This is a genomic window from Ruegeria sp. AF2, assembly GCF_056542025.1.
The window spans coordinates 28,596-44,683 of record NZ_JBQFZC010000009.1 but is presented as its reverse complement, the minus strand read 5'-3'; the positions used below and the strand labels follow the sequence as shown (position 1 = coordinate 44,683).

Below are 16,088 nucleotides of genomic sequence, written 5' to 3'. Positions count from 1 at the left end.
ACCATGCCTTAACCGGTTAGCCGTGTCAGATTGATGGATTCCATGAACCGCAGGTCCAGCGCCTGTTCATACTTTTGTGCAGCCTCTGGCAGCACCTGCCCTGAGTGCAGAAGCACCCAATCTGCAAAGGTTAGCTCGTTGCGGGTCCAGATTGTGTCATAGATGTTGATGAACTCGCGGAAAGTTCCTGTCTGTACTTTGTGCCAGAAGAAATCCGTTGTTGCGTAATCGACGAAGGCAAAGCAGTCGCGATAAGCCGTCCAGCTGTCTTCCAGCGTCCAGTTCAACGGACGTCCAATACGTGTGAGGAACGTTGAAGCGATGTAGCTCTCCGCAGCTCCAATCTGGCAAAGCTCACCGATGGGGATTTGGGCATAGATGTCCGACAACGCCTCGGGCCAGTGTTTGGGCAATGGGTCGGTTCGCAGACCGGGCGTCCAGTAGCGCAACATATCCTCCGCATGACCAAAGACGGTCTGATCTGTGACGTGATAGGGCGCGAATTTGAGCGTTCCGTGACCTACGCCGATGATCCGGTGCAGCTGTTCAAATCCGCCTCCGGCCGGAAAGCTGCGCGCAATGGCCGCGAGGAATCCCATGACATTGGGCCGGTACAGCCGCTGATCAGTGCGGGTTTTCATGATCCAGATTGCACCATTCTTATGCGCCTGGATGATCCCGGCACCGGCGCTGACCAGTTGCATGTTGATGTTGAAGAGCCCCGGGGCCGCGGGCTTTTCGGATAACACCACATCGACCCCTTCGGCACGGATGGGGGCAAGATCGGCCTCAGGCGTGTCGTTCCAGGTCGACAGGATTAGCCGCACACCAGGCATGTTGCGGCGATAAATCCGCAGGGTTTCGACAGTGAAATCATCCTGTATGGAGATCGGCCCCTGCATGACGATTGCCATCGGTTCATCCGTGGATTCAGGTTCGGACTGATTGGCGATCTGCCGGCTCAGCTTGGGGCGCTGCGTATATGTTAGAAAATGATCTGATGACCGGGTGATTTGCTCCAGGCTCCACATCAGCAGGCGCCGGGCGACTTTGACCATCACGGTATCGGTCGTATCCATGATGTTTATCCCGCTAGGCCATTGATGGCCTTTTGCGACACTGGTGCCGCCAGGAAGGCATCAAGATCATCCGGTACGCCGATGCCGTGCATCCCGGCGCCAACTCGACCAATGGAATGACAGGCAATCGCCGCACCTTGTTCGATCATTTTCGTGTAAGCAGGAGCCACATAGAACTCTCCGTTCACGCGGATATTGGCGGCGATCATCGCATCTGCGGCAGCCACAAAATCGCGGCCGTGCGCAAAGTTATATATGCCTACCGTCGCCTCGTTCGAAACGACTTCCTTTTCGACCACCTCGGTAACGCGACCGCTGTCATCTCGGCGTATGAAGGACCATTTGTCATCATCAGCCCACATCGTCATAATCAGCCCATCGGCTGTGCCCATATCGACCAAATAGGCATCAATGTCGGCATCAATGTATTGGTCACAATTGGCGATCATCAGCGCATCGTCATTGTTGATGGCAGCACGATTGAGAAGAACGGTGCAGGCCGCCCCTTCAGTCACCGCATCGACATAGGTGATCGTGCAGCCCGGTGCCCAGCCCCGCAGTTTGCCGGCCAAACCATATTCGCTGTCGTGCTCGCGCAGGATCAGGAAATGGAACTGGTGTGGCACAGACGGCGTCAAGTTGGCGATCACAACCTGGATCATTGGAAACCCGTGGATTGGGATCAGGGGCTTGGGCAGATCATAGCCTACATCAGCAAACCGGCTTCCCCGACCGGCCATTGGGACTACAATGTTCAGCATTCGTATTTGTCTCCGGTCACGCTTGGGGTCTTGACGACAACGGTGGTCACATCGGTGAGAGCCTCAAAATCGGTCGCCTCACCCGGTTCGATCAGGATGATGTCGCCAGCGCCGTATTCTATGCCGTTCATTCGGACCCGACCTGTGGCAATCAACGTCACCTCGGGGGCAATCTTGTGCATATGACGAGCTTCTTTCGCGCCTGCTTCGTAGGATTTCATTGCCACTTCGGCATCTCGAGTACGCAGCACCACAGGATCAAAATCGCCGACAAACCACCCCTTGGTCATGTTTTCCAGACGAAATATCTTCATGAAGCTGCCTCTCGCCGGCGGGCGATCAGTTCCTGTTCATAGTCTTCGACCGCCTGCGGTGTTGCCAACGAAATGTATTGCGCGCGATCGACCTGATAGGTGCCGACCGATTTCTGTAACAGGATCAGCTCGTTAAAGGTTGGGCAGACGAAATAGCCTCCGTTCACATCGGCTCCTTTCATGATCATGGTCTGCGCTGCATCCACGAAATCCTGTCCGCGCCTGAAATAATACACCCCCGCCGTGGCATTGCGGCTGATCGGGCGTTTTTCCGCCGCTTCAATGACCATGCCGTTTTCATCGGTTTTCACGAAAGACCAACGGGGATGAACACTGTCGAACACGACCGTCCCGGCGTCCAGCTTGCGCTTGCGGAAATCAGAGATTGCAGCGGCCACGTCGAATGCCAGTATCTGGTCGGCATTGGCGATCAGAAGCTCATCATCATTGGCCACGTGCTCAACCGCCAGCAGTGCCGTGCAAGCCGCTCCAGCGGTGTCACCTTCCGTGCGGACGATATGACAATTGGAGTGCAAAAGCTGCAAAACCTCGCGCAAGTGAAAGCGCAGATCATCTTCCTTGCGAACGATAAAGACAAACTCCACGCCATCGATCACATTCAGGCAGTCAGTGGCATGTTCGATCATCGGGCGTCCGTCGATCTCGATCACCGGCTTGGCAAAAGGAAAACCGTGATTGCGAAACCGCTCATCGCTGCCGGCCATGGGAACCACGATTTTCATACCTCGCCCTCCTCTACACGAGCAATGGCATCCAGGATGCGATCCAGTTGTACATCATAGACGCTTTGTACCACCAGTAGATGGCAACCTGCATCCTCGGCTGCTTTGATGCCGTTTTGATTGTCCTCAACCACTAAACACTGGTCGGGGTGCAGTCCCAACTTGGCAGAAGCCGTCAAATACATGTCAGGATCGGGTTTCGGCTTGGAGACATCTTCGTTCGAAAGCATCACATCAAGATAACCGTCCAGTGCGCTTTTCTGCATCATCAATTCGACGCTGTTCCGCACCGAATTCGAGGCCAGACCCAGTTTGTAGCCACGGGCTTTGAGGTTTGATAGCGCATATTCATGCACAAAGACCGGATGGCAGTTTACATGCACCTGATCGACGGTAAATTTCTGCTTCAGCGTGTTCAGAAACCCGTGCAGTCCTCGCGGCAAACCACGTTCTTTGGACAGCATCTCCAGCTTGGTGCGCGTTGGCAATCCGTCAAAGGTCGACAGGTGATCGGCCCGTGAAATCGTGTAGCCAAAATGCTCTAGCGCGCGGTTTAAAGCATGATAATGCCATTCTTTAGCGTCTATCAACACGCCATCCATATCAAATATAACCGCCTCAATTTTCATGATTAAAATACTCCTTGGCCGCTTCCGGGTAATCAGTGCAAATCAGAACATCTTCATGTCTGGAGACATCCCATACTGCGAGGCGCTCCCATACTGGTTCATAGGTGCGTTTGTGTAAGTCAGGTGAAACAACACACACGCGTTTTCCCGCATCCAAATGTCGTGAGATGTCATCGCGATCCCACCAGTCGGTCCAGAATGCGTCCAGCCAGACGCCTGCGGCCTCTGAATAAAGAGGTGGTTCCGGTTCGGCATCAGAATGGCGGGTGAAAACCGGGACCCCGGCGTTGAGCCAGTGCAGCGTGTCCGGTACCGACATGTCGAAGACGAAAGCATCGCGCACTTCAAATTGATCCAGTAGATCCCGGACCATCACCTGCAGACCGTCCGCCTTAATGTTTAGCGCCAGTGTCAGTCTCGGGTCTGCCTTAGCGTGGATCGCGAACATCTCTTCGGCCTGCATGGCACCGGCCTTTGGCGGATCGTGCGCAATGGCCAGATCGCCGCCCAAATCGCGGAGGTCGGTTTCGGTACCGAATCCCAGTTCGAATGATCGGGTGAAGGCCACCGGTGCATTCTTTTCCGCCTCGGTCTTCCAATAACCTCTATGACTTAAAATTTGCATGTCCTACTCGGATTTCACATGAAAACAAGTCTCTGTCTCGACCTGCGTGGGAGGGGACGCGTTTTTCAGACCAGCGCGCCGTAGCATCCGTGTCATTGCACTCCTTCCTGGGTAAATCGGGCGAGAGGTGGAAAATCTGTTGCGCGCTGGCACAACCCGCTGCCCCAGCCAGGAATAGCTCAGCGTGTTAAGCGTCGTAATCGTCAGACCTTTCAGCTTTCTCGGATTGGAGGGAAGCTCTGCGACAGTTCCAAAGAAATAAGACCAAAGCGTGCCCCCAATGATGATGGCCTCTCCACTGGAAGCTAGCACACGGTTGATCTCGGCAAAAGCTGGCGCCAGATCGAAATATTGATGGGCCGACACGCACAGGACGAGGTCGAACTCACCATCATCAAATGGTAAAGCCTCGGCCGAACCCTGTTGCACTTCCGGCGGGTCCATACCTTCGCGTTCACAGAAGATGGCACCCATCTGAACATAAGCCTCGATAGGTTCGACGCCCATTACCTTGGCCCCCTGCAATGCAAAGGACATCAGGTTTGTCCCCATGCCGGACCCAATCTCGAGCACGCGGCGCCCGCGAAAGCGCTCAATGGCAAGCTGAGGAGCGACCCCTTCGAAAGGCAGTGCCCTTTGGCGTTCGGTCCAAAATTGGTATTCGCGACAAGAATCTTCAGCGCAAATGCCAAGCTCTGTCCTGTGCCCGTCCGATCCGACCCATTCTAACTCACGGGCCTTGGCCCGGGACTCTGCCCCGTGATCCTCTGAGGCCTTTCCGAGCGCGAGATCGTGCATAAAGCGGATCAGATCATCGCCCTCGTGACCCAAAAGTGCTTCGCGGATATTTTCAATCGCTTGCACGTCGAATTTCATTTGATACGCCCCAGAACACCCAAGTTTAGGGCTGTATCGTGCACGAGCACCTCAAAAGTATAGGAAAAGGTCGTGGCTCCCTGATTTTCGATTTCCAGCCAGGTCAATATTCCCTGCCAATCTGCCAATACTTCAATTGGGCTCTCAAGTACGTAGTTTAGCACATGGCCTTCTGTCAGGATCGCCTGAAGTGCCGCAGGATTGACCTTGCCATCCAGATTGATCGTTCGATCGTGCCAGTATCCCAGTGTCCCTGTTTGCACCGCGCCAACCCATGTTTCGGCATGCACGTTTGCAGTCACCCAGTCGACAACCTGAAAATGCCCCTGATCGCGCACTCCCGGTACAAGGGCACGGCCCAGAAGGCCTAAGCAAAGTGCCAAAGCTGCCAAGCAAAAAAAACTGAACATTGAAGCATGCCGCTCAGGAGTAATACGTCCCACCACTGTCAACAGAACTGATGCCGCAGCGATAATCGTGAAAGGCGCAAAAGGAGCCAGATAGCGACTTAAAAACCAGCCTGCACCGAAATATAGTCCGTAATAGATGCTGAGTACGGTGGCGAATATTAGGAATGCCACGGTCACATACCGCGCCGGACCTCCGCGTTTCCAGGTTTGGATCACAAACACTGCAACGATGAGCAACACCAACAGCAACGCAATGACTTGAAACGCCGGTATAGATTGCAATACCGCCGGGATTGGAAACATCGGAAAAGTATTTTCAAACAGGATAGCGGGCAACAAATCAACGTTCTTGGCAAAGCCGCCACTCAGAGCCTGCGCAGTGCCGCTGACAGGCACGATGGAACCGAAGTTGACATAGTTGTTGATCAGCCACGGTGCCGCAATGATCAGGCTCAGCACACCGGGTGGAAGCAGGTCGGCGACAACTTTAACGAACCTGTCTCGCTGCACGATCAGGTTATGCAGGCCCCAGACAAGGAAGATAGCAGTCACCAGGAAGGCACCGTCATTACGGGCCAGGAAAGTCACGCCGCAGGCCGCGCCCAAGATCATTCGGTCCGCAAAGGTTGCTCCCGGACCCTTTGCCAACACTTCGCCGAACAGAACGAGCGTCAGCGCAATCATAGCGGTGTAAAGTCCGGTCTCCAGCCCGTTCATCGTATGAAACAGCAACAATGGCCCGAGAAACCAAAGGGCCGCCACGAACCAGGGCCAAAGTGGATTGTCGTCTTGCCCCCGCAACAGATCTCGCGCCAATGCGCGAACTGCAAAAAGTCCACCTACCGATATGGCTGCCGCGATCAGGTGCACGCCAGTCAATCCCAAAACCTTGTCGCCGTTGGTCAGCAGATAAGGAACCGAAAACAGGAACGTGGCCAAAGGCTGCACACCATTGCTCGCGGTTGTGCCGTCTGAGACCGACATCCCTAGGCCGATCGCCATATTGCGGGCGATGGTCAGCATCAGATAGCCGTCTTCAGTCATGAAGAATTGGGCCAGCGCTGGGGTGCCCGCCACAACCGGCCACAATCTATAGGCCGTGCCCAGGATCAGAGACGCCACAATAAGGCGAAATGTGGTTTTTTCGGTTAGAATAGTCATGGCCTAGCGCTATTGCCTGAAAAATGTGTCATCAATATTGCTATTGCTTATAACAAACCCAATTTGCGCGAAACCTCACATCCCCACCATCCGCAATCGAAATCTAGCTGTCCCATCATACCGGCCTATACCGATCCGGGGCAGAGCCTGCTGCGGATCGTCAGGCGTCATATGCCTATCCTCCAGGATCGTGGCGCTGACAAAACCCAGATCATAAAGCATTTTCATTAAGTCGGGCGTGTAATTGCCATTGGGGTAGGCGAAATGACGGATCTCTTGCCCGGTCCAGCCCTGCAGCAGATCGCGCGATCGCGCGACACTGGCGCCTGCGTCATCAAGTGATATCTGGTCCAGCAATTCATGGCTGTGGGTGTGTGATCCGATGGTTACGAGAGGTTCCGCCGAAAGTTCCTGCAACTGTGGGAGGCTCATGGGTTGAAGCGGAGTGAAGCCTTTGGTCTCCTGACCTGTCTGCGCGATAATTTTGTCGGCTAACGCGTCTCTGTCTCTGGTATTTACCGCCTTCAAAGCTTCTAATACCGGGCCGATCTGAGCCCAACGCAGCTTACTGCGGTCAGGTCCGATCTGCCAGGATCCAATGCCATCCAGTTTGATCTTTGTGGTGCCCGCACTCTGCAATGCATTCATCACACGATCGAACCAGAAGGCCCGGCCGGTTTCGATCTGTTTGGTGGCAACATAGACAGTCACCGGCAGGGCTTCAGCTTGGACAATCGGCAACAGGTGCTCGTAGAGCCCCAATTCCCCGTCATCGAAAGTCAGCACCACACGGCGGCGGTCGCTAGTGGCAGGAGCCAATGCATCGTCCAGAGATACGATATCATAGTCCTGCCGCAGCAGATTGATTTGCGCACGAAACGCATCAACCGACAGCGCAGTCCATGCATCCAACTGCTCTCTGGCCGGCCGGAGTGTGTGATAGCACAGAATTGTCACGGGGTTTCCATGAAACGCCCGACGACGTAGCAACCCATAGACTGGTGGCGTGGTCAGCGCCCAAAGCGCTCCCCGTTTCAAAACCGCCTTCATGACCCGAGGGCCTTGAACAAGGCTTTCAACTTGGCAGCTTCGACAGACGCATCGTGGCGCGCACGCACCCGGTCGAATCCGGCTTGACCCATTGCCTCAAGCTTTTCAGCGGGCATGTCTGCGCAGGCCAGCATCGCCATGGTTAGATCCTTCACTTGCCCGGCCGGTACCAACCAACCTGTTTGCCCATCCTGAACCAGTTCCGGAATGCCCGCTATATAAGTCGAAATGACTGGTCGGTACTCGGCCATGGCTTCCATGATCACAACGGGCAAGCCCTCGGTAAAGCTTGGATGCACCAACGCACGGGCACCGCGCAATTCCGCACGCACCTGATCTGATGTCACCCAGCCGGTGATCCTCACCGCTTGCTCAAGGTTCAGCTGTGCAATGTGATCTTCCAGCATCGCGCGCATCGGCCCGTCGCCTGCCAACACCAGCCGCGCCCCGGGGTGAGCGGCATGTACAGCGGCAAAGGCTTCAATCAGCAGTAAATGTCCCTTTTCAGGGCTGAAACGTCCGACGCTCAGGAAAATCGGCGCATCCGGCAAAGGTGTTGCATCGTTGGCAAAGGCCGTGGCCGCCAACCCGCAATGCACAACATTAACTTTTGACCAGAGCGCGGGTGGCACATTGTACATCATCTGGCTGCCAATGTATGCGCAAGAAGTCACCGCAAACCGCGCCCGGTCTACTTTCAGCGGTAGGGCATGGCGTTTGGGATCATCAAAAACTTCTGACCCGTGCGTTGTGAAGCTGAAGCCCGGGCCGCTCAAAGCCTCTACTAAGGCGGCGATTTCCGCTGAATTAGAGCCGAAATGCGCATGCAAATGGCTCACTTCCTTCCCCTCGAGCCAGGTCATGATTCGGCAAGCATGGGCGAGGTAGATCAGGTGATAGGGCCAGGGGCGAATGGCCCCCTTCGACATCAAAAACGCCAACTTCAGGCCGCGCAAGAATGCCTGCGGATGACGCAGGCCCCAGACAAGCGCCCCCAGTATCAGCCGGGCGGTTCCATCTTTCAGTGTGTGACGGGTCCGGGCCATCTCTTCGCGGTCCAGCGTATCAACAACATCGCTGTCCCAGCCCCTGAGCGCAAAACGTTCGACCTCGACTCCCATGTCCTCCAGGGCCCGGATCTCGCGACGGATGAAGGTATGGCTGATCGCAGGGTATTGGTTAATCAGGTAGGCTACGCGCATCTGGGACTACACCTTGCCGTGGCCGGAAAGGCCCCGAATGCTTTTGCTTATGGACCGAAACCCATGCTTCATTGCGAATTCCAGGAGCTCCCAGGTTGGGGAGAAGTCAGCAAAGGATACCGTAGCTCTACCTGACCGACTGTAGATACGCTTTGCCAAAGGTCTTCGTACGGGCATTGGTGTGCAAGTCCAAAACCTGTTCCCCTAATTAAAAGAATGTGTCTGTTCATGATCTATTGTCTTCAAAAATTGCCGGCAAAGCCTGGCGTTGGACCATGCATAGAATGAAGCCTCTGAATCCAGAACCCTTTCAAGACAGAAATTTTGCAACTGATGTTACCTTGCTTTGCAAAGCCTCTGCCATTGCGTCAAAATTGGTCACGACACCGGCCCGAATTCGATCCTCGCACAAAGGTCCTCGCTTGATCCGCTCCAGTCAATTTGATTTCTGTCTATGTGGATGTGAAAATGACCGCTATTTGATGTTTAGGTTAGGTCATGAAACCACCAGCTGATTCCCCTTATGTCGATATCACTATTATTAGTATCGCCGTGCGCATCCCGGGAGTGATCTCGATTGACACCTATTGACAAACCCGCAAGGCGGGATCGAGCCGAGCACGTGTTAGATGAAAAGGTTAGCGGCACTACATGACTGATTTGACTGAATTTAAGCCGCTGAGCTGGGGCCTGTTGATTGCAACTAACAAACGCCCTGATATTCTCCGGACATGTATAGAGTTGGCGCTGGCGCAAACACGGGCGCCATGTGAAATCATTGTCATTGACACCAGCCCTGACTGGGAAACCCACGCAAGTGCAATCAAAGCATTGATCGAACCAGATTCAGGCATCCGGATGGTTTATAGGACATGTGACATTGGCTCGACAGCGGTGCAACGTAACACAGCAGTATCAGAGGCGCGGGCCGACATTGTGTTTCTTATTGACGACGACTCCCTGATGTATCCGACTTGTGCTTCAGAAATCATGAAGATCTATGAGGCGGATACAAAGGAGCAGATAGGCGGCGTGCAGGCCGCGCTGTCAGACGCGCCTCCTCATCTAATGGAGAGTAGGGGTCCGCAAAAGCAAGACAATCGACAGGAAGCAATAAAAAGCCGCTGGTTCTGGGTGGGGCGGATAAAGTACTTCATCTGGCGTAAGGTCTTCCTGATGCATCAGGAAGAAGTATTCATTCCATATGAAGGAAAATTTCCTGACCTACCGATACCTGTTGAGGTTCAGGGAATGTCGGTTTGGCCCGAGCGGCTCTTTCACGGCTGTCGCATGACCTTCCGTCGTGAAAGCATTCTTCGTGAACCTTTTGAGAACCTGTTGCGTTCTTATAGCCCCGGCGAGGATCTTGATGCGAGCTACCGGATTTCCCGAACGCAAAGTCTGGTCACGGCAGAAAAGGCGCTTCTTAATCATTATAATATCGCGACGGGGCGAATTGACCGCTACAAGACAACTGTTCTGAGCAATATGAACCAGGCATTGCTGGTCACAAAACACGGAAACGCATTGGCAAAACGGCGCTTCCGCCCACTTCTCCGACGAAAACTGCTGGCCGAGTTCTTGAAAGATATTCTTCAAAAGCGGCTGACCCTCCCGCAGGCCAGAGGTATCCTGAGCGCAATACGCCAGTCCCGCCAAATTCCGAATATGCCCCCTGGTGAACTGGAAGCATGGTATCCGGTGTGTCAACAGCGCATACTCGAGACTTAAATTTGCTGTGGCCTCTTGCTAGAAATTTGGAACGCAACCTAGATTGCTCTCTGTTCTGAAGTTCATAACTCGGATTTTCTGCCCGAGTTTTCCGCCGTCAGTTTTTCGGAAAGCTGAGGCTGTTTCCTGACGGACACCTCGGCTTGAATCCGGGAATGTCTGCCACCAGCTTTCGAACTGATATATTAGGCAACTTAAATTAGAAGAGCATTAAAGGTCGTAAGCCATCGCCTCCAAATTCCCGGTCAAAATGTACGAGTCATCGGGACCATTGAGAAAGCCATTCTATAAACTGGAAAACGACAGCGTCTATAGCACTGAAAGCAAACGTCTGATATATGTAACATCCTGAAAACAAATAAATCATAGCGCCCAATGACAGAAAAAGTGGTTAGCCTCCAATGGCTTCGAGCTCTAGCAGCCTGGATGGTCGTTTTTCATCATTACATTCAGGTATATCGAGACTTTGAGCCTGAAAACAAAATAGAGGCGTTCTTTACTTATCACGGAAGCCTCGGCGTCGACATTTTTTTTGTTCTCAGCGGTTTAGTTATGGCCATGTCCATTTCTCGCGGCCATGTCTCAGCGGCACGGTTTTGTCGGGATAGAGCGACCCGCATCATACCGGCCTATTGGCTGGCGACAGTGGTCTTTTTGGCGGTTCTCCCGTTCGCGAATTGGGACGCCGTAAGTTTCCTGCATGGGTCAACCTTGAGGGACGTTTTGTTTTCAATGCTCTTTATCCCTCATGAACACGCATCTGGGATAGGTTACATCCCAGTTCTTACAGTGGGCTGGACACTTAATTTCGAGATGTTTTTTTACGCAATCCTGGCCGTTGCCTTATTGATTAACAAAAAATGGTCTTTGGTGATCGCCGTAGCTGTAGTTTTAGCGTTGCCAATTGGTGGCCGTTTCGGACTTCCAGTCGGACCAATTGCATCTAACATCGTACTCTTTAATTTTGCTTTTGGTGTTTTGATATATTTGGTTGGAATTAAACTCTTCCGTATGCAGGAATGGCCAAGAACGCGTCGCTATACCATCGCTGCTATATGCGCCAGCGTCGCTTTAGCGTCGTTAGAGTTAAGGTTCCCTTGGTACAAAGAGGCTTTTTCAGTCGCGATGGTTGTTGGCTTTTTTCTCACTGAGGATGTGTTTCTTAAACTGTCGTCAGGTGTAGGCAAAATTGGGCCTCACTTGGGTGATCTATCGTATAGCACCTACCTGTTTCACGTGCCCGTTTTGCTGTTGGTTGGAGCCCTAATGGATTTTTCACGTGGTAACGATTTTTGGCTGGTCATCGCTGTTTGTACTATAACGTACATTACATCTTTGCTGAGTTATTACATTGTCGAAATGCGTTTCAGAAGGTGGCTAACGACAACCATCGGAAACGTGCACTTTAAAAGTGGTTTTCGTTCTCTAAAATAGCCCGAACCGTCGTCGCGCACAATTTGTTACCCCCCCTGCGGTCTTGATCCCGCGCGTATTCACTTTTGCTAAATCTAGAGAAGCGGAGCGGACCCACCAAGGGCTTTTGCTGGCGCGAACTGCACGTGCACAGCGCGTCAAATATCCATCTTCTTAAATACGCCTTCCGGGATCGCACCAATAATCGCCATGATCACAAACCAGATGCGGCGCACGTAGATGATGTTCCGGCCTTTGCGTAAGCCCTTGAAGATCGCATCAGCCACCTCTTCGGGTTCTGCCGTCAGTTTTTCGGGCAGGTCCATACCTGCGGTCATCTGCGTATTCACGAACCCTGGCAGCACCGTCATTACGTGGATCCCGCGTTTGGCCATCCGGTTGCGCAGGCCGGAGAGATAGGAGGTAAAGCCTGCCTTGGCGGAGCCATAGACATAATTCTTGGCCCGTCCGCGATTGCCCGCCACGGAACTGATGCCCACGATCTGCCCGGAACCCCGCGCATCGAACCGCTCCGCCAGAAGACCCAGAATGTGCGCCGGGCCCTCATAGGTGCTCCGCATCACGCGGGTAGCAGCCTCGATGTCACGTTCATTCTCGATCTGATCCCCCATCAGTCCGATGGCGCAGATCACCACGTCCGGCAAGACAGGCAGAGCGTCGACGAACCCGGTATGCGCGGCACTGTCCAGCACGTCAAAGTCGTGTAGGCTTACCTCCACGTTGTGACGCAAAGCCATATCCGTCCGGGTCTTTTCCAGCGCGGTACTATCGCGTGCAGCAAGTTGGATGTCATAGCCTTCTTTGGCAAAGCGATGCGCTGTTGCACGACCGATATCGGAGCGCGCGCCGAGAAGCAGGACTGTTCCTTTGCTCATAGATCCAGCCTTTGTGATTGATGTGACTGAAATGCCTCCGCTGCACCAAGTTGCGTTCGCATCTGCCGGAATTGCTCAGTACGGGGATCGGAGGCATGCAATGTCTGTGCGCTCATGCGGCTGTCCTTGGCGAGATAAAAACGCCCGCCATGTTCCAACGTGATCTCGTCCAGCTTGCACATCAACGCGATCATCTTAGGCGTGGCGGGGAAGTCGAGGGCCAGTGTATAACCCAGCATGGGAAAGGAGAAGGCGCTATCCTGCGGCCCAAACCGTTTGAGTACGGCAAGAAAGGAACCGGCTTTTTCCTGCGAGGTAGTCTTGAGCAGCGCGTGAAGTCCCTTGCGCGATGTCTCCAGCGGCAGAACGCACTGGAACTGCATGAAGCCGCGTCTCCCATAGATCCTGTTCCAGCCGTGGATGGCATCGAGCGGGTAGAAATAGCTGTCATAATCGAGAAAGCTGGTCCCGGATTTGCGGCATCCATTCCAGTAATAAAGCGCGTTAAAAGCCCGAACCGTGAGGCCGTTTAACGGGCTGAAGGGCGGCGCGAAGGGGACGCTGCGCCGCATCTTTTTCGGGATTTCGAACGGGTAGCGTGCCGCGTCATCAGACAACTCTTCCGGTATGGCATGCTCCCCCAGCATCAGAATGGCTCGCCCAAGGGCATCACCAGATTGCAGGCAATCGATCCAGGCAACCGAATAGGTGGCCTCATGTGCCGCTTCAAAAGCAGTGATGACGGCGTCGAGATTGGGAAGGGCCTGCGCGGTCTGCCGGATCCATGCAGAGGGTACCGCTCTCAACCGGATTCCGGCGCGCAAGATAATACCCGTGAGCCCCATGCCACCTATTGTCCACTCGAACAGCTCGGGTTTCTCATTGCGGCTGCAGCGATGCACGACGCCTTCGGTATCCATCACGTCCAGCCAGTCCACGAAGTTGCGGAAACTGCCATCTTTGTGATGGTTTTTGCCATGAACATCCGCTGCGATCATGCCTCCGAGGGTGACAAATTTCGTCCCCGGCGTGACCGGGGGGAACCATCCATGAGGCAAAAACGCCGGGATGATATCACTGAGCAGAACGCCCGCCTCAGCCACCAGAATTCCGCTTTGCCGGTCAAAGCTGAGCATGTGGTTGAACCTGTGCATATTGACCGTGCTGCGCAAGCCAATCGCGCTGTCACCATAGGCCCGCCCATTGCCGCGCGCGATCACCGCCCCAGCCGTGACAGCTTCGACCAATGCAGTCTCGTTCACAGGCTCTGTTGCCACCCCGTAATGTTTGGGAAAACCGCCCCAGCCCGAAAGCTCTGTCATACCGCCGCCGCCTTTTGGGTATTCTGAAAGACAAAGCGTCGATCGAGGAAATATTTGACGACATAACCCACCGAGAGCCCCAACACAGCGCCAAGTTCACGCATCATATCCGTGTCCCAGATCAGCCAAAACGCTGTTTCCGTACCCCAAAAGATCGCTGTCGTGACAATTCCCATGATCGTGTAGAGCGTAAATTTCTGGCCGTGCGCTTTGAAACCTGTACTGAAATCGGCAAAAATCCAGCGTTTGTCGAGGGTATATTTGACGACGAGGCCCGCGAGCGTGCCGCAAAAGACCGCCAGCGCAAAGCCAGTTGCGTCACTGTTCCACGACAGAACCAGCCTCTGGACGCCGAGGTTGATCACTGTCGCGATCACGGCAAACAAGGCATAGAGAACCGCTATACGTATGATGCTCACAACAGCGTCCCACCAGCGGCGACGAGGATGATCAATATAGCACAGATCCGACTTTGCCGATCTCGTGCAGCAAAGACGACCGGGTCCTCGTGCATTTGGCCACGATGCGCCAACAGGATGACCCGGGAGATCCAGTAGAGCAGGATGCCGCAGATGGCGCCCAAAAATTTGGGGTTTGTGTAAAGCTCCGAAACCGAAGGCGACTGGATGTAGAGCGCCATAACCAGGACGGCCACATAGCCGGACGCTACAGCCATCATGACCAGAACAGGTAGGTCATCGACAACATAGCCTCTCCCGGCAGCTTTGAGCTTGCCGCGCGCAGCACTGTCCATCAATTCCGCCTGCCGTTTCACGATGGCCAGCGACAGGAAGAAGAAAATCGAGAAGGCCAGAAGCCACATCGACAGCGTAATACCCGTTGCCACGGCGCCTGCGATGATCCGCGTGGTATAGAGCGCAGCCAATGTGCCGATATCCATGATCGCTTTGCGTTTCAGCCAGAGCGAATAGAGCGTAGTGACAACGACATAGAGCAGCATAATCCCAATGAAGGCTCCACCGAGAAACAGGGACAGGATCAGGCCCAGTCCCATCAACGTGGCGATCAGGTAGGTGGCATGAGCGATCGGGATTGTGCCCGCCGCGAAGGGGCGCTTGCATTTCGTGGGATGCGCCCGGTCGGAGCGCAAGTCGAGCAAGTCATTGAGAACATAGATGCTGGAGGCCACGATAGAGAAGACCACGAAGGCCAGAAGGCTTTGCAGAAAGGTCTCGGCGTCGAGCTGGTGGGCCGCCAACATCGGCAGAAAGACCAAAAGGTTCTTCAGCCATTGATGCACCCGGATCGCCTTGAGATAATCCCGCAGGCCGGGTTGGGCGGTGGACAAATGTTCAACTTCCAACCCCAAACCGTCAACACGTTGGCGCAGGGGCGCAGGTAGGTTGACCGTGACCGCCCTATTTGCGCTCTCCCAGACCGGCAGATCCGCCTCCGCATCCCCCATATAGGCATAGCCACCGCGCCCGAATTGGTCGGTCAAAAAGGCGGCTTTTTCACTGGATTTGAGATTGCGGACCCCGTTCGAGCCGTAGACGCCATCAAAAATATCAAGATGCTGGGCAATCTCTTGGGCAATCGTCTCGTCGGACGCCGTGACCAGAAAAACTGTTCCCCCCTCCGACCGCCATGCATTGATATAATCGATGACCTGCGGGTCATAAGGCAGCGTCGTGACATCTATGTCCATCCGCCCCGCGAGACTGCGTTTGAGCGCCGCCCGCCCTCCAGCCAGCGCAAATGCAGCACCCAGAGGCGCGTGCCAGTCCCGGCTGGTCGCTGACCAGAAACTTTCAAACAACATGTCAGACCGCAGAAGCGTGCCGTCGAGATCGACAGCAAGTATGTGCTGGTCTTTCAACTGGTCCAGTTCCATACTGTTAATCTCCTGAATACG

At 54.2% G+C, this 16,088-nt stretch carries 16 protein-coding genes; 2 read left to right on the top strand and 14 right to left on the bottom strand.

Features of this window, described 5'->3' with window-relative positions:
• Positions 1-8 precede the first annotated feature (8 nt).
• The 10 genes from ACR0NM_RS19270 to ACR0NM_RS19225 form a co-directional block, all read right to left on the bottom strand.
• Entirely contained in the window at positions 9-1,079 is a 1,071-nt protein-coding gene (locus ACR0NM_RS19270) for a WavE lipopolysaccharide synthesis family protein (protein WP_170399566.1), read from the bottom strand.
• A gap of 5 nt (positions 1,080-1,084) precedes the next feature.
• On the bottom strand, positions 1,085-1,840 hold the full coding sequence (locus ACR0NM_RS19265; protein WP_170399568.1) for a glycosyltransferase family 2 protein: 756 nt from the start codon (positions 1,838-1,840) through the stop codon (positions 1,085-1,087).
• A complete protein-coding gene (locus ACR0NM_RS19260; RefSeq protein ID WP_170399572.1) occupies positions 1,834-2,154 on the bottom strand; it encodes a cupin domain-containing protein in 321 nt (106 codons plus the stop codon). The genes ACR0NM_RS19265 and ACR0NM_RS19260 overlap by 7 nt, the downstream gene beginning before the upstream one ends.
• Positions 2,151-2,897, bottom strand: coding sequence for a glycosyltransferase family 2 protein (locus ACR0NM_RS19255; RefSeq protein ID WP_170399574.1), 747 nt, complete (start codon positions 2,895-2,897; stop codon positions 2,151-2,153). The genes ACR0NM_RS19260 and ACR0NM_RS19255 overlap by 4 nt, the downstream gene beginning before the upstream one ends.
• Positions 2,894-3,526 carry an HAD family hydrolase gene (locus tag ACR0NM_RS19250; RefSeq protein WP_170399577.1) on the bottom strand — a complete coding sequence of 211 codons (633 nt, stop codon included), beginning with the start codon at positions 3,524-3,526 and terminating at the stop codon, positions 2,894-2,896. Before ACR0NM_RS19250 ends, ACR0NM_RS19255 begins: the two co-directional genes overlap by 4 nt.
• Positions 3,516-4,151, bottom strand: coding sequence for a PI-PLC domain-containing protein (locus ACR0NM_RS19245; RefSeq protein WP_170567797.1), 636 nt, complete (start codon positions 4,149-4,151; stop codon positions 3,516-3,518). The genes ACR0NM_RS19250 and ACR0NM_RS19245 overlap by 11 nt, the downstream gene beginning before the upstream one ends.
• Before the next feature lie 3 nt (positions 4,152-4,154).
• Entirely contained in the window at positions 4,155-5,027 is an 873-nt protein-coding gene (locus ACR0NM_RS19240; protein WP_170399583.1) for a class I SAM-dependent methyltransferase, read from the bottom strand.
• Positions 5,024-6,598: a hypothetical protein gene (locus tag ACR0NM_RS19235; RefSeq protein WP_170598694.1), complete on the bottom strand. Its 1,575-nt coding sequence runs from the start codon at positions 6,596-6,598 to the stop codon at positions 5,024-5,026. The genes ACR0NM_RS19240 and ACR0NM_RS19235 overlap by 4 nt, the downstream gene beginning before the upstream one ends.
• 75 nt (positions 6,599-6,673) lie before the next feature.
• A complete protein-coding gene (locus ACR0NM_RS19230; protein WP_170399591.1) occupies positions 6,674-7,648 on the bottom strand; it encodes a polysaccharide deacetylase family protein in 975 nt (324 codons plus the stop codon).
• Positions 7,645-8,850 (bottom strand): glycosyltransferase family 4 protein, encoded by a 1,206-nt coding sequence (locus ACR0NM_RS19225; RefSeq protein ID WP_170399594.1) that lies wholly within the window; start codon positions 8,848-8,850, stop codon positions 7,645-7,647. Before ACR0NM_RS19225 ends, ACR0NM_RS19230 begins: the two co-directional genes overlap by 4 nt.
• Before the next feature lie 651 nt (positions 8,851-9,501).
• On the opposite strand from ACR0NM_RS19225, the gene ACR0NM_RS19220 reads away from it, so the two are divergent.
• A complete protein-coding gene (locus ACR0NM_RS19220; RefSeq protein WP_170399597.1) occupies positions 9,502-10,581 on the top strand; it encodes a glycosyltransferase in 1,080 nt (359 codons plus the stop codon).
• Between the two features lie 375 nt (positions 10,582-10,956).
• Positions 10,957-12,015, top strand: a complete 1,059-nt coding sequence (locus ACR0NM_RS19215) for an acyltransferase family protein (protein ID WP_170399600.1) — start codon at positions 10,957-10,959, stop codon at positions 12,013-12,015.
• A gap of 137 nt (positions 12,016-12,152) precedes the next feature.
• Here the strand turns inward: ACR0NM_RS19215 and ACR0NM_RS19210 are convergent, their stop codons facing one another.
• Genes ACR0NM_RS19210 through ACR0NM_RS19195 form a run of 4 tightly spaced genes read right to left on the bottom strand, consistent with a single transcriptional unit; the run spans position 12,153 to position 16,067 of the window.
• Positions 12,153-12,890, bottom strand: a complete 738-nt coding sequence (locus ACR0NM_RS19210; protein ID WP_170399603.1) for an SDR family oxidoreductase — start codon at positions 12,888-12,890, stop codon at positions 12,153-12,155.
• Positions 12,887-14,212: an FAD-binding oxidoreductase gene (locus ACR0NM_RS19205; protein ID WP_170399606.1), complete on the bottom strand. Its 1,326-nt coding sequence runs from the start codon at positions 14,210-14,212 to the stop codon at positions 12,887-12,889. Before ACR0NM_RS19205 ends, ACR0NM_RS19210 begins: the two co-directional genes overlap by 4 nt.
• The gene (locus ACR0NM_RS19200; RefSeq protein WP_170399609.1) at positions 14,209-14,631 is read right to left on the bottom strand and encodes a GtrA family protein; all 423 of its coding nucleotides are present in this window, start codon (positions 14,629-14,631) and stop codon (positions 14,209-14,211) included. The genes ACR0NM_RS19205 and ACR0NM_RS19200 overlap by 4 nt, the downstream gene beginning before the upstream one ends.
• A complete protein-coding gene (locus ACR0NM_RS19195; protein ID WP_480616241.1) occupies positions 14,628-16,067 on the bottom strand; it encodes a UbiA family prenyltransferase in 1,440 nt (479 codons plus the stop codon). The genes ACR0NM_RS19200 and ACR0NM_RS19195 overlap by 4 nt, the downstream gene beginning before the upstream one ends.
• Between the last annotated feature and the right edge of the window lie 21 nt (positions 16,068-16,088).